Annotated in this window: 12 protein-coding genes and 1 tRNA gene; 8 read left to right on the top strand and 5 right to left on the bottom strand. The window is 31.1% G+C overall.

Annotated elements, in window-relative coordinates; genetic code table 11:
* The first annotated feature begins 10 nt into the window (after nucleotides 1-10).
* The 3 genes from RH98_RS01880 (at nucleotide 11) to RH98_RS01870 (ending at nucleotide 2328) form a co-directional block, all read left to right on the top strand.
* Entirely contained in the window at nucleotides 11-1147 is a 1137-nt protein-coding gene (locus RH98_RS01880) for a 1-acyl-sn-glycerol-3-phosphate acyltransferase (protein ID WP_010249901.1), read from the top strand.
* Nucleotides 1140-2171, top strand: coding sequence for an asparaginase (locus RH98_RS01875; protein ID WP_010249899.1), 1032 nt, complete (start codon nucleotides 1140-1142; stop codon nucleotides 2169-2171). Before RH98_RS01880 ends, RH98_RS01875 begins: the two co-directional genes overlap by 8 nt.
* Nucleotides 2172-2243: 72 nt before the next feature.
* A tRNA-Ser gene (locus RH98_RS01870) sits at nucleotides 2244-2328 on the top strand.
* 272 nt (nucleotides 2329-2600) lie between these two features.
* Here RH98_RS01870 and RH98_RS01865 read toward each other — a convergent pair.
* Complete coding sequence (locus tag RH98_RS01865; protein ID WP_010249897.1) at nucleotides 2601-3329, bottom strand: MBL fold metallo-hydrolase; 729 nt, start codon at nucleotides 3327-3329, stop codon at nucleotides 2601-2603.
* A gap of 133 nt (nucleotides 3330-3462) precedes the next feature.
* Between RH98_RS01865 and RH98_RS01860 the strand changes: the two genes are divergently transcribed.
* The 4 genes from RH98_RS01860 to RH98_RS15180 all read left to right on the top strand — a co-directional run bounded on the left by RH98_RS01860 (nucleotide 3463) and on the right by RH98_RS15180 (nucleotide 7865).
* Nucleotides 3463-4059: a hypothetical protein gene (locus RH98_RS01860; protein WP_010249895.1), complete on the top strand. Its 597-nt coding sequence runs from the start codon at nucleotides 3463-3465 to the stop codon at nucleotides 4057-4059.
* A gap of 48 nt (nucleotides 4060-4107) precedes the next feature.
* A complete protein-coding gene (locus tag RH98_RS01855; protein WP_010249893.1) occupies nucleotides 4108-6357 on the top strand; it encodes a sensor histidine kinase in 2250 nt (749 codons plus the stop codon).
* Between the two features lie 3 nt (nucleotides 6358-6360).
* Complete coding sequence (locus RH98_RS01850; protein WP_010249891.1) at nucleotides 6361-6996, top strand: response regulator transcription factor; 636 nt, start codon at nucleotides 6361-6363, stop codon at nucleotides 6994-6996.
* Between the two features lie 296 nt (nucleotides 6997-7292).
* Nucleotides 7293-7865: a hypothetical protein gene (locus RH98_RS15180; RefSeq protein WP_141629407.1), complete on the top strand. Its 573-nt coding sequence runs from the start codon at nucleotides 7293-7295 to the stop codon at nucleotides 7863-7865.
* A gap of 502 nt (nucleotides 7866-8367) precedes the next feature.
* On the opposite strand, the gene RH98_RS01840 is transcribed toward RH98_RS15180, so the two are convergent.
* From RH98_RS01840 to RH98_RS01830, 3 genes are all read right to left on the bottom strand, one after another.
* On the bottom strand, nucleotides 8368-8655 hold the full coding sequence (locus RH98_RS01840) for a Dabb family protein (RefSeq protein WP_010249886.1): 288 nt from the start codon (nucleotides 8653-8655) through the stop codon (nucleotides 8368-8370).
* Between the two features lie 51 nt (nucleotides 8656-8706).
* Nucleotides 8707-9558, bottom strand: coding sequence for a prephenate dehydrogenase (locus RH98_RS01835; protein WP_010249884.1), 852 nt, complete (start codon nucleotides 9556-9558; stop codon nucleotides 8707-8709).
* 63 nt (nucleotides 9559-9621) lie between these two features.
* Nucleotides 9622-11046 carry an MBL fold metallo-hydrolase gene (locus tag RH98_RS01830; protein WP_010249882.1) on the bottom strand — a complete coding sequence of 475 codons (1425 nt, stop codon included), beginning with the start codon at nucleotides 11044-11046 and terminating at the stop codon, nucleotides 9622-9624.
* A 399-nt stretch (nucleotides 11047-11445) separates the two neighbouring features.
* Here RH98_RS01830 and acnA point away from each other — a divergent pair, with 399 nt between their 5' ends.
* Nucleotides 11446-14175 (top strand): aconitate hydratase AcnA, encoded by a 2730-nt coding sequence (acnA, locus tag RH98_RS01825; protein WP_010249880.1) that lies wholly within the window; start codon nucleotides 11446-11448, stop codon nucleotides 14173-14175.
* 44 nt (nucleotides 14176-14219) lie between these two features.
* Here acnA and RH98_RS01820 read toward each other — a convergent pair whose 3' ends face one another.
* Nucleotides 14220-14879 (bottom strand): response regulator, encoded by a 660-nt coding sequence (locus tag RH98_RS01820; RefSeq protein WP_010249878.1) that lies wholly within the window; start codon nucleotides 14877-14879, stop codon nucleotides 14220-14222.
* Nucleotides 14880-15138 lie beyond the last annotated feature (259 nt).

The following is a 15138-nucleotide window of genomic DNA, read 5'->3' as shown; positions in this document are numbered from 1 at the left end:
AAGCACGATAATGTCTAAGTTTGACTCAATACGCCATTACCAAGATCACGAGGTAAATGAAGTCTTAAAACAGATTTCTAAACACCCAATGATTAAAGCTTTAATGGGATTTACTTTTCCGAATAAAAAAGAGGAAGAATGGATGGAAGCACTTCGAGAAGTAAAGTCTATACAGCAATTTCAAGATGAATTTGCTTATCATTCAATTCAACGAATTTTAGAAAAAAGTTCAAGTGGATTAACCACTTCTGGATTCGAAAAATTAGAAAAAGATACACCTTATTTATATATTTCCAATCATCGTGATATTATCATGGATACTTCTTTGCTAAACGTAGCATTGAAAGACCATGGGTTAATCATGACAGCGTCAGCAATTGGAGATAATTTAGTACAAAAATCTTTCCTACTAGCACTTGCAAAAGTCAATAGAAATTTCTTAGTAAAAAGAGGTTTACCACCTAGGGAATTATTAGAAAGTTCTAAAATAATGTCTGAGTATATTCATCATTTATTAACAGAAGAAAATAGATCAGTGTGGATTGCTCAAAGGGAAGGAAGAACAAAAGACGGAAATGACGCTACACACCAAGGAGTACTAAAAATGCTAGGTATGGCATCAGATGAGTCAAATATTATGGAATATTTTAAGAAAATTAGAATAGTTCCTGTTTCTATTTCATATGAATACGACCCTACAGACGCATTAAAAATGCCGCAAATTATAGCAAAAGCAAATAATGAAGATTATATAAAAGATCGCAATGAAGATTTCATCAATCTTTACAGTGGTATTATTGGGCAAAAACGTGGTATTCATATTCATATAGGCGATGTTTTAAATCATGAACTAGACGAAGTAGCTAATTCTACAGATAAAATTAATAAACAAATGCAAGGAGTAGCTAATGTAATTGACCATTCTATAGTAGCTAATTATTATTTATGGCCTACAAACTATATAGCTTACGATATATTAAATAATACTTCGCTCTTTGCTGATAAATATACTGAACAAGCAAAACAATTGTTTGAAAGAAGACTGGAACTTAGAGTAGATAAGTGTAATAAGGTGGTTGTAGAAAACTTTTTAGCGATGTATGCTAATCCTGTAATTAATAAACTCAAAATACAAAGTAATGAATAAGAAACCTGCTATTCTACTAATCTATACTGGTGGAACGATTGGTATGGTTAAAGATTTTAAAACAGGAGCTCTACGTGCTTTTAATTTTGATCAATTAGTAGAACGCATACCAGAATTACATTTATTAGATTGTTCAATTGAAACTTATTCCTTTGAAGTTCCTATCGATTCATCTGATATGCGTCCAGAAATGTGGGTGCAAATGGCAAGTGTAGTAGAAGAATATTATGATAAATTTGATGGATTTGTAATCCTACATGGGTCGGATACTATGTCTTATTCTGCTTCTGCATTAAGTTTCATGTTAGAGAATTTACATAAACCAGTAATTCTAACTGGTTCTCAATTACCGATTGGAGATTTGCGTACGGATGCAAAAGAAAATTTAATAACAGCTATTCAAGTTGCAGCTTTACAGCATGATGACAAACCTGTTATTCAAGAAGTTTGCTTGTATTTTGAATATAAATTATATAGAGGAAACAGAACTTCAAAGGTAAGTGCAGAATTATTTAATGCTTTTACATCTCCTAACATACCTCATCTAGCAGAATCTGGAGTTAATCTAAGAGTCAATAAGCCCTTACTTGTGTACTCAAATGAAAAGTTACCACTGAAAGTACACAAAGAAATGTCAAGAAACGTAATGATTCTAAAGATATTCCCGGGTATTCAACAAAATGTGCTAGAGGCGATTTTAAATATCAAAGATTTAAAAGGTATTGTTTTAGAAACCTATGGCTCTGGTAATGCTCCTACTGAAGCATGGTTTATTTCTACCTTAAGTGAAGCTATTAAAAATGGTCTAAAAGTTATTAATGTAACCCAATGCTCTAGTGGAAGTGTCCACATGGGCAAATATGAAACGAGTACTGAATTAAAAGAGATAGGTGTTATTTCTGGAAAAGATATTACTACAGAAGCGGCAATTACCAAGTTAATGTATCTACTAAGCAAAAAAGATATTGTAGATTTCAAGACTGCTTTTGAAACACCAATTTGTGGTGAAATGGAAGCTGAATAAAGTTATTTTTAATAGAATAGTACATTATTAGATATTACAATATAATTTATATATTCGCAGACTAATAGACAGAGAGAGGTGGCCGAGTGGTCGAAGGCGCACGCCTGGAAAGTGTGTATACGGCAACGTATCGAGGGTTCGAATCCCTTCCTCTCTGCTAAAAACCTCAAAAGCTTAATCACTTTTGAGGTTTTTTATTTATCGCAATAGTAACCACATATCCTTACTTATATCTGTTAATTTCATTAACATTTAGTATCCAATAAATGTATTGCATAAATAAGCATAAAACATACGAATCTCTTACATTTGTAAAAATTCCTGAAAAGAAAAACTTAATTGTTTTTAGTAAAGTGCTAAAAAAAGGCTACCTAGTGTAGCTTTTTTTTATAAACAATTATCTAGTTGTATTATATTTAACATCTGCTGTTAGTATTTCAAAAGCAAATCGTTTAATTTACTATCAATATCACTTTCCATTACGCCACCATGATAACATATTATTTTTGAAGGTTGTAATTCTTTTAGCTTCTTTACAGATTTTATAGCCTGTTCTATATCTAAAGTAAATTGGGGATTGGCAATATTAAAGTTTCCTTCTTCTATTACCAATGCATCGTTAGCAACTAAAATCCCACTTGGTTCATGAAACAATGAAAGATGTCCTTTAGTGTGGCCAGGTGTATAAACAACTCTTAACTCACCTTCAATATAATCACCATCCGCATAGGTTCTGTTGACAGGAAAGCGTTCAATATTCTTTAGTTGTTCTGCAAATTGCAATACCCATCCTCGTTGTTCTTGTGGTACAAAAGCTAAAGAATCCTGAACTTGTACAAGTCTTTCTGCAGGAATAGTTCCCTCTATCGAATCTCTTTCTATTGCACTGCTAATGATGATTAAATTGGGGTTAGCCTTTTTAAATTTTGCTAATCCTTCCAAATGATCTATGTCGTCATGAGATATAATAATTCCATCTAATTGAGATATTGAATATCCAATTATATTAACCTCTTTTTCAAACTCTTCAAAAGTACATGAATATCCACAATCAACTAAATATTTCGTTCCGTTACTAAAAACCAATAAGGAAGGAAATAACTCAATATTCTGACCATTATCCAGTCTTTCCTCAACTTTAAAAGGTAATATTTTCATTTATTGTCTATTTTCCATTTATTAATACAAAAGTAAAAATTTTACAAATGAACTTTAGCAAAAAATATCACTAATAAAAGTGAGTACTAATACCTTATTCTTTAGGTATCTTTGTAATACATAAAATAAAAAAATGAGAAAAATACATTTACTAGTGGTATTGGTATTACTACCATTTTTTTCGTTTGCACAAGAACAGCCGCTAGACACAAGTCTTAAGATTACTCAGGGAAACAAATCGATAATCTTAAATAAAAAAAGTAATAAAATAACCTTAAAACGAGATACCTTTAGTATAGATTACTTAAATAAATCATATTTAGTAGGTAATGGAAAATTCAGAGCAGCACAAGTTTTAGTAACTGAAGATAAACTAGCGACAAAAAACTATGAGGGTATATCCCTACAAGATCTTTCTTTCTTTAGTCCAGGCACTGGCTTTGCACCTGCAATAGATAATAATAAAAATTATCCTATAAACTCAACTAAAGGTCATCAATACCTATTTTATGCTTCTGAAAAGGATAAGAGGGTCGAGAAAGTTGGTACATCAGCTGAATGGGATATCTATCAATGGACTATCCATGGTTTGTACCAAAATAGCGAGTTAAATGATTGGAAAAATTTAGAAACTAAACAAATATATATTTACTTCTTCATTGATTACAACTTAAATCAAATCATTGACAAAGGTGAATATCACTTAATTAGAATAAAATTTAAAAATTAAGCATCTATCTATTTTCTATAAATATAAAACCGCAATTATTTTCGGCTAATGAAAAGAAACCTACTTAACCAACAGCATAAATTTTCGCTTATAATACTACTCTTAGTATTATTCATAAGCCCATTGGCAGTAGGTCAAGATATATTATCCAATTATAATCAACAATACAATAACGTAAAAAAAGGAACATCAGAGAGTTTTGAAATTGCTGGAAAATATGCACAAGCGCTTTTCTTTCATGATCAACAGGAAAATGCTCTTAACTTGCTCAAACAAAATATTGCTTTGAGTAAAGAAAAAGGTAATTCAAAATATACAGCTTACCTCTATTGTATTCTTGCTATGAATTATAGAATAGAAGAAAAAATAGAAGCAGCAAATGAAAGTATTCTACAAGCACAAAAATATGCAGATCGAACTGATGACTTTGAAATAAAAGGTTATGTAAATTATTGTATTGGTTGGCTGAATACAAGAAATAACAAAGAAGCACAAGCAGTTCAGAATTTTATTAATGCTGTAAAGTTATTAGAACAAGCTCCTTCTTCTTCCTCAAGATTATCGAGACTTTCAGCAACATATAAAGAGTTAACAAGTATTTATGCAAATTGGAATGATTTCGAACTACAAGAAAAATATAGTAAACTAACTTTAGAACTAGCCATAAAACAGAAAAATGCTAATGCTATATTTGATGCTTACATGATGATGGGATATTTATATGAAGTGCAATTTGTACAAAAACCCACAAATATTGAATTGCGAAATCTTGCAGAAAAATACTATAAGCTAGCTATTGACACATATGAAAACAATAAAGATACTATTGCATCTGCATCTAATTTATCTTTTGTGGCAAATAACCTAGCTAACTTATACTTACACTATTATCCACAAAGCGAACGCCATAAGGTAAGAGAATATACAAAATTAGCAAAAGAAATAGCCGAACAAACGGGACAAATTAACCATTTGGCTTCTGCTTATGGAATAATGGCAGAACTAGCTATTGAAGAAAATGACACAGAACAGGCTAAAAGCTATTTGCTTTCCGCATTGATGAAAGTAAAATCAAGTAACTTAGTAGATAATAATATTCTCCTGTCAATTTATGAAAGCCTAACTAGAATAAGTGAACGTGAAAAGAACTATTATGATGCATTGCAATTCCATAAACTTTACATGGAAACATATAGTATTATTTATGATCATGAAAAAATGGAGATCAGTAAGCGCTTAGAATCTCAATTCGAAAAAGAACAACAAAAGCAACAGTTACGTACGTTAAAACTAGAATCTGAAAAGAAAGAGCAGCAAATAAAACTTATGCAATCCTTAGGAATTCAACAAAAACAAGAACTTGAAAACCTGAAGCTAAGTGAAGATAACCAACGAAAAAAACTGGAATTAAGTGAGTTGCAAGCTCATAAACATGAACAAGCACTTCAACTCTCCCAACTTGAAAACAAAACTAAACTACTCGATATTCAGAACTATAAGAAGGAGCTCTCTTATAAAGAAAAGCTAAATGATTACTTTATCGCTATATCTATTGGATTTGCCCTATTAATAATAACATTATTATACTTATTTAAACAACGTAATAAAAGTATGAAGCAAAAAGAAGAGTTACATAGTCTAGAATTAGAACAAGAGCGCCAAAAAACGAAGATCTCAACTTTAACAGCTTTATTAGAAGGACAAGAACAAGAAAGAGCACGTCTAGCAAGAGATTTACACGATGGTTTAGGTGGCTTATTATCTGGGACAAAGATACAGTTGACTAACCTCAATAGTAAGATAAATGATTCTTCAAAAGAAGAAATGAAAAAGTCTATTGCTTATTTAGACAATGCAGTAGATGAGCTTAGAAGAGTCGCTCATAACTTAATGCCCGATTTATTAGTTAAGTATGGTCTAGAAGAAGCATTAAAAGAATATGCCTCAAGAATGTCAAATCCAAATTTAGATATTGATGTACAATTCTTAAGCTATACAAAAAAACTTAATCAAGATAACCAGTTACTGGTCTATCGAATTATCCAAGAACTTGTAAATAATTCGATTAAACATGCCAATCCATCACAAATAATTATTCAATTTGTTGAAGATGAAAAAGAATATTTCATTACCGTTGAAGATGACGGTAAAGGATTTAAGATAGAAAATATCAAACAAAGTCAGTCTGCTGGCTTACATAATATACAATCACGTATCCGTTTTCTTAAAGGTGAACTACATATCCATTCAGAAGAAAACTTAGGAACTAGTGTTGAATTTCATTTCCCAAAAAAATAAGATATGATAAAAATTGCAATTACTGACGATCATCCTTTATTACTTGAAGGTTTAAAAAACATACTAAATTTCAAAGAAAACATCGAAGTAGTAGGCTGCTATGCTAGCACTGAAGCTTTGCAAGACGCATTAAAAAACACACCTATCGACATACTATTATTAGATATTAATTTAGAAGAAACCAATAGCCTCGAGTATATTAAACCATTAAAAAAGAAATATCCTAATCTTCAAATAATAATGTTGAGTGTTCATAATGAATACGCTGTAATTAATAGCGCATTACAAGAAGGAGCCTCTGGCTACATCCAAAAAAATGCATCTGTAGAAGAAATTATCTTGGGGATAAATGAAGTATTCAACAACAATACTTTTATTTGTTCACAGACAAAAGCTATCTTAAATAAAAAAACGAAAGATAGTTTAAACACTATTCCCAAATTAACTCGCAGAGAAAAAGAAGTATTGGTAGAAGCTGCTTATGGATTAACAACACAACAAATAGCAGATAAATTATTTATAAGTACTCATACTGTGGATAGTCATAGAAAGAATTTAATTGAGAAATTTAAAGCTCCTAATCTAAGTTCTGCTATTACCCTTGCCATTGAATATGGACTAATAAAAAAGAACAACTAAGTAAATAGCCCTTTATTTAGCAGTATTATGTCATAAATATAACTATAAATAGGGATTTCTAAATCAGCTAAAAAACACAACCTTTGTTGCATCACAAATAGATGTTTGAATTTTAAAAATTGCTATGAAAAAGCAAACATTGAGTATCGATTATTACAAAATAGAATCACTTATTAAATTTAATAAGTGATTTTTTTATAGCTATTTTTAGCACTACAATTTCACTATAAACAGCTATAAAACAATAGCTTAAATTAATGTACTTTTATAATAATAGAAGTTTAGATTATTGCTATATGAAAAAGATACTCACAAATAAAAAGAGCTTTAATAAAAAGATTTATTCTCTGTCAACGAGCTTATCTACAATTCTACTCAGTATGGTATTATTTAATTGCAGTACTAATAATAAACTAGAATTAACACCAACTGTTCTAAAACCTCAAAGAGTTACATCAACAGACATCCTAAATAATAATACAACGAGCAAGACAATACTTACCGACGAAAATGAATACCTCCCTTTTGATATTCTTAAACTAAATTCAAAAATTACTAACAATTATATTACCTATAACTTTATTCTTCAAGGTTGGTATAGTTCAAATGGATTAAACCTTAATAAAATAGCATCTATCCAAATCAACGAAGAGAACATAGTAGATAATTCATTGACTGTAAACTGTACTGTAACTATTAAAAAAATACCAGGTAAAGAAAGTAATTTAGTAACGGGATATAACTATACAAAACCTTTTACAATAAAAACAGACAAAGACATAAAAACAATTATTATCCACTTGAAAGAAGATCGCTACGGTAAAGCTGACCATAAAACAACTAAAGTAATAAAGGCATATGGTACCTAATAAAATTAGTTACTAACTCATATAATGAAAAACTTACTAATAGTAATAAAAAGATTCAATATTTAAAAAAAATAATTTTTAAATCAGCATAATACAATAGATGTACGAAAAAAGCACTATGAAACTAGTTTGCTAGGCTATACTAGAAAAGTGACTTCATAATATATCCATAATGACTCCATTAAATTCCTGCGTTTTAATAGTCTCACAATGGACTCACTATGTATTCATGCACATTAAATCCCTTTCTGTTATGGACAAATCATGCTATAAAAAGGCTGCCGTATTCAAAAATATTCAAAAAAGTTACTTTATTTATTTACAAATAACCTCTGGAATTACCTCAAAAAAAATAGATACTTCTATAAAAAAAGGGTTGCCAATAAATTGACAACCCTTCATCGCAAAACGATTACATTATAACTAACTTTAAACTTAACTGTAAATAATACTATTTACTAACAATAACTAACCTATAAAAAACAGTTTTAACTAATAACAACTAGTAATCGATTGCGACTCTATCACTTACAACTGATTTTATAAAACTTACCACCTCTAAATGCAAAGGATGGTTAGCATATATATCTAAATCTTGACTATTATTAAACTCTGTTAATAATATAACATCATAATTTGTTTCACTTATTTCAGGCAAATTAAACTCAACTGCAATTGATTTTAATTCTGCTATTTTACCTTCTAATGACAATAATCTCTTCTTAATCTCTATTTTATTGGCTTCTTTATTTTCATCTTTAAGCCTCCACATTACAATATGTCTAATCATAATAAAAAATTTTAGAGTCCAAAATACTAAAAAGTACTCAATTGCATTAGACTATTTTTTTAATTTATCCTTAATTCTATTTGCCTCCTTAATGAAATCACCTAATTGTTCTGTATCTCTATTTTCTAAATAAGTCTTAAACAAACTTAGTTTATCCAAATATATATCCAATATTGGTAAGATATGTTCAGCATTCTGCTCAAAAATAGGCAACCACATATCTACAGAACTTTTTGCTAGCCTAACAGTAGAAGCAAATCCCCCTGCCGCTAAGTTAAATATAGCAGTGTCATCTTTTTCCTTATCCAAAACAGCAACAGCCAATGCATATGATATCGCATGAGACAAATGAGAAACATACCCAACATGCTCATCATGTGAATTAGCATCCATTAAAATAAGTCGCATCTCAAGATGATAATATAACTCTGATATTATATTCAAAGCTTTAGGACTTGATTTTTCAGGATTGCAAATAATTGCTACTCTCTCTTTAAACAATCCTCTGAATGCAGCTTCTGGCCCACTAAATTCCGTACCTGCCATTGGATGAGTTGCTACAAAGAACTCTCTATTGGGATGATTCTCTATTGCAAACGACAACTTTGATTTCGTAGATCCCACATCCATTAAAACTGCTCCCTCTTTCAGGCGATCTAATGCATACAATACTAAATCTAAAGTTGCATTTACCGGTGTAGCTAGTATTACAATATCAGCTGCACTCAGTAATTCATCTAAATCAACTGCTTCATCAATTATTTTTAACTCTTGCGCTTTTTGTAGATTAGTCTTAGATAAATCAGCTCCTAAAACTTTACCTACAAAACCTTTTGCTTTCAACTCTAAGGCCATTGATCCTCCAATAAGACCAACACCTACTAACCCTAATATTTTTGCCATGACGTACTTTTGAGAACAAATAAAAACATTAATTATAACAAGACAATTAAGTTTTTAATCTTTTTATAACATTGACGTTGGGCAAATATAATTTGTCTTTTCTAATTTGCTTTCTTTACTAATCGCACCATAGCCACCAATAACATCCACTAAGTTCTTTATACCTTCTCCATATAAAATTGAAGCTGCTATCATACTTCTATAGCCACCTGCACAGTAAACTATTAATTCTTTATTTGTATCTATTTGCTTAAGGTTCTCCTTCAATTGATTAAGAGGTATGCTAATAGAATCTTTTAAATGCTCAGAGATAAATTCATTCTCTTTTCTAACATCAAGTAAAATACATTTGTCTTGTCTATCGCCCCAGTATTTATCAAATTCAGTGCTAGAAATACGTTTTATTTTTTCTGTTGGCAGACCAGCTTGCTTCCAAGTTTCATAACCACCTTCCAGATAACCAATAGTATGATCATAACCTACTCTAGATAAACGAATCATACTTTCCTCTTCTTTCCCTTTTTCAGTAACTAATACAATAGGCTGTTTAATATCACTAATCATCTCTCCTACCCATACTGCAAATGGCCCATTTAAACCAATATTTAAACTTAAAGGAATAAAGCCTTGCGAGAAAACTTGTGGATCTCTAGTATCTAAAATTAAAACCTCACCTGTGTTAATAACTTCTTTAAATTGCTCTAATGTTAATGGTTTCTTAGCTCTATCCAATACATCATCTAAATGCTCATATCCTTGGATATTCATCAAAACATTTTTAGGAAAATACTGAGGAGGAGTTGCTAACCCTGTTAATAGTTCTTTCACGAACTCATCTTCCGTCATATCATGACGTAGCGCATAATTCGTCTTTTTCTGATTTCCTAACGTGTCTGTTGTTTCCTTACTCATATTCTTACCGCAAGCAGAACCAGCACCGTGATTAGGATAGACTATAATATCATCTGGCAATGGCATAATCTTATAGCGTAGAGATTGGAATAGATGTCTTGCTAGAATCTCATCTGTTATTTCAGAATTAACTAACTGAACTAAGTCAGGACGTCCCACATCCCCGATAAACAAAGTATCACCAGTAATAATGGCATGTTCTTTACCTTCTTCATCATAAATCAAATAAGTCGAACTTTCCATAGTGTGCCCTGGCGTATGTAAGACTTTGATTTTAATATTTCCTAAAACGAATATTTCATTATCTTTTGCAATTGTAGCTTCATAACTAGGAGAAGCTGTAGGTCCAAAAACAATGATTGCTCCAGTCTTTTCCATTAAATCTAAATGACCACTAACAAAATCTGCATGAAAATGAGTTTCAAATACATACTTAATTTTTGCATGATCTCTATTTGCTCTCTCTATGTAGGGCTGTACATCTCTTAAAGGATCAAAAATAGCTGCCTCACCATTACTTTCTACATAATAAGCTGCATGAGCAATACATCCAGTATATATTTGTTCTATTTTCATATTTTTAGACTTTAATTTTTGTAAAATTATAACAGGATGTGTTAAAAAAATATGACAAATATCACATACATAACATATGGCATTTTTTTAAAATATATTAATCTCCTCTAAGATAATAGCTATTACAGTGTGTCAACCCCTAGTATTCACTAAAAACATTGAACTACTTTAAAGTACTCAATAACAAACAATAAAAAGATTAAAAACACAATAAGCTACATAATACCCTACTAAATTATAGCTTTATCACGCCCTCCTTTATTAAGAAAACAAAGTATTGTTTTTTGTCTAAATCTCAATAAACGCAAGAGTTCAGAATTCGTTTTAAATTCATAATATACGTTAAAATTAAAAATTCAATTGTATTTTTTTGTACATTATACTTTAAAATTAACAACCATGACAAAGTATAAAATTGCTTCTCTAAAAGCACTAGAAGAAAAAGGTGATAATATATCGCGACTACCTTTTTCAATTAGAATCCTATTAGAAAATGTCCTTCGCAATCATGATGGATATGTGATTACTGACGAGCATTTAGATACACTTATTAACTGGGATCCAAAAGGTACTGACAAAGATATTCCTTTCAAACCAGCACGTGTATTAATGCAAGATTTTACAGGAGTACCAGCCGTAGTGGATATTGCTTCATTACGCGATGAATTTATTAGACAAGGAAAAGACGGAAATAAGATTAATCCAGCCATTCCTGTTGATTTAGTAATTGATCACTCTGTACAAGTAGACTATTATGGAACTGACTATTCCTATAAAGGTAATGTTGAAAAGGAATATGAACGTAATTCAGAACGTTATGAATTACTAAAATGGGCACAACAAGGACTTGATAACTTCACTGTTGTACCACCGGGTATGGGAATATGTCACCAAGTAAATCTAGAATATTTAGCTAAAGGTATTATAGAACGAGATGGATGGGCTTTTCCTGACACTTTAGTAGGAACTGATTCACACACACCAATGGTTAATGGAATTGGAGTAATCGCTTGGGGTGTTGGAGGTATTGAAGCGGAAGCAGCAATGCTTGGACAACCCATTTACTTTACTTGCCCTGAAGTAATAGGTCTAAAGCTTACCGGAAAAATACCAGAAGGAGCAACTGCAACTGATATGGTATTATCCATTACTAAAATTTTAAGACAACACGGAGTTGTTGGAAAATTTGTTGAAGTCTTTGGAGATGGCTTAGACAATTTAACTGTGACAGATAGAGCTACTATATCTAACATGTCTCCTGAATTTGGATGTACAGTAACATACTTTCCAATTGATAAGCAAACCCTAGATTATATGCGCAAAACTAATCGCACTGAAGAGCAAATTAATTTAGTGGAAGAATATTGTAAAGATAATATGTTGTGGCGTACAGGAAAAGAGAATATTGAATATTCATCTGTTTTAGAACTTGATCTGAATACGCTAGAGCCAACTGTTTCTGGTCCTAAGCGTCCGCAGGATAAAATATTTGCAAAAGATTTAGGAAATGCCTTTACTAAGTTATTACATGAAGATTATCATCGTTCATATGTAGAATCAAAAGAGCGTAAAGAACATGCTTGGCTATCTGAAGGAGGTTCGGGAACAGAATTCCTTTATGAAGAACGCCAACAACCAGAACAGAATATTGAAGTTGTAAAAGATAGTTTAAGAACTGTCCGCATTAAACAAAAAAACAAAGAGTACGTATTAAGTGATGGTAGTATAGTAATTGCGGCTATTACAAGTTGTACTAATACTTCTAATCCCGAAGTGATGATTGGGGCAGGTCTAGTTGCTCGTAAAGCAATTGAGCGAGGGCTACGTACTAAATCTTGGGTGAAAACAAGTCTAGCACCAGGATCAAAAGTAGTAACAAAATACCTTGAACGCTCAGGATTATCAGAAGATTTAGAAGCACTTCGCTTTCACACAGTAGGTTACGGATGTACCTCTTGTATAGGAAATAGTGGTCCATTACCTGCACCAGTAGCGGAGGCTGTGACTAAAGGTGATTTAGTAGTAGCATCAGTTCTTTCTGGGAATAGAAACTTTGAGGCTAGAGTACATCCACAAGTAAAAATGAATTTCTTAATGTCTCCTATGCTAGTTGTTGCTTACGCATTAGTAGGCCGTGTAGATATTGATATCATCAATGACCCATTAGATTATGATCCTAATGGAGAACCAGTATACTTAAGAGATATATGGCCTACACATGACGAAATTAGATCAGTTATCAGAGAATCGCTTAAACAAGAAGATTTTGATGAAGTTTACAGCGTAATATTTGATGGAGAAAGCGATTGGAAAAGTTTAGAAGCTCCTAAAGGTCAAAAATATGAATGGAATCTAGACTCAACCTATATTAGACAAGCTCCTTTCTTTGAAAATCTTCCAAAAGAACCAAAACCTATAACTGATATTCATAATGCAAGAGTATTATTATATTTAGGTGATTCCGTAACTACTGACCATATTTCTCCTGCTGGTGCATTTAATGAAGAATCTGCAGCAGGAAAATACTTAATTAGTCAAGGAGTCGAACCAAAAGATTTCAATTCATATGGATCACGTCGTGGTAATCATGAAGTCATGATGAGAGGAACTTTTGCAAATGTTCGTATAAAAAATAAAATAGCACAGAGAGAAGGTGGTTATAGTACGTATTTACCCTCTAATGAGTCATTAACAGTCTTTGATACTGCAATGAAGTATAAAGACGACAAAACACCTCTAATTGTATTAGCAGGTAAAGAGTACGGTAGTGGTTCATCAAGAGACTGGGCTGCAAAAGGAACCTATTTACTAGGCGTTAAAGCAGTTATAGCAGAAAGTTTTGAGCGTATTCACAGAAGTAATTTAATTGGTATGGGTATCGCTCCCTTACAATTCCTAGAAGGGCAGTCAGCTGAAATATTGGGATTAACTGGTAAAGAAACATTTACAATAACAGGTCTACAAGATAATTTAACACCACATAAATTAATTGATGTTATTGCGCTTAGAGAAAATGGAGAAGAGTTAAAATTCCAAGTATTAGCGAGATTTGATTCCCTAATAGAAATTGAATATTACAGAAATGATGGAATCCTTCAATATGTATTAAGAGACTACTTAAAAAAATAAATTAGTAAAACGAAAAAAGCGTTGATGAATATCAACGCTTTTTTTTATACAAATCCTAACTTAATTGCATTCTGTACTAATGTTGCAGTATCTGCTACTCCAAAAGCTTGTTTCATCTTTGCTAATCTCTTCTTAATCGCAGGACTAGAAAGAGGAATATGATTTTCCAATTCTAATAGTTTATAACCTTTAGATAATAATACTAAAATAGTACGGTTATAATCATCATACATCATTTCTTTTCGAACTATTTCTCCCAAGCAATGTTTTACAATATCGCTTTGGTAACGATCACCACCTAATACTTTTTTAATTATTTCTACTAGACCATCAGGCGTTATCTCATGTTTTGTTGCTAAACCATCTGGTCTGACATTTTTAACAATTTCATAAATTGTTAAAACCTCAGTGTGTCCTGTTATCATAATTGTCTTACAACCAGGCATAACTTTATTCAAATATAGTATAATATCACCCCCATCATTCCAATTAAAGCTTTCGGAAGCAGGAACAGAAAAATCAACTATAGCTACATCAAAACAAATTTGTTTTGCGACCGCTTCATCAATTAGTAATTTTGCTGACTGACAATCAAACGCTTTTTTATAGTCAGATTCGAAAAAAGTATTACTGTCTTTATTTATTGCTAAAATATAACCTTCAACAATTAATGGGTGGTCATCAACTAATAATATTTTATACATGATAATAAGAATATAATAATCAACTAAAGATAATAAAAATATTAAACTAATTAAATAAAATTACTTATAGCAGACTAAAACAAGACAGTTAAAACATTTTTATAACTAATACTAAGTGAATTACATAATTTTAATAGTATTATCTAATATTAACCAATATCAAATAATCTAAAATTAAAATTTTATTTATGCGAAAAAGTATAAAATATAACAAATAGAACAATATTTACTGTATTTTTATAAGATTCAAAAGTGATAT

The sequence above is a fragment of the Myroides injenensis M09-0166 genome (assembly GCF_000246945.1).
GTDB lineage: Bacteria > Bacteroidota > Bacteroidia > Flavobacteriales > Flavobacteriaceae > Flavobacterium > Flavobacterium injenense.
This window is presented reverse-complemented; position numbering and strand designations above follow the sequence as displayed.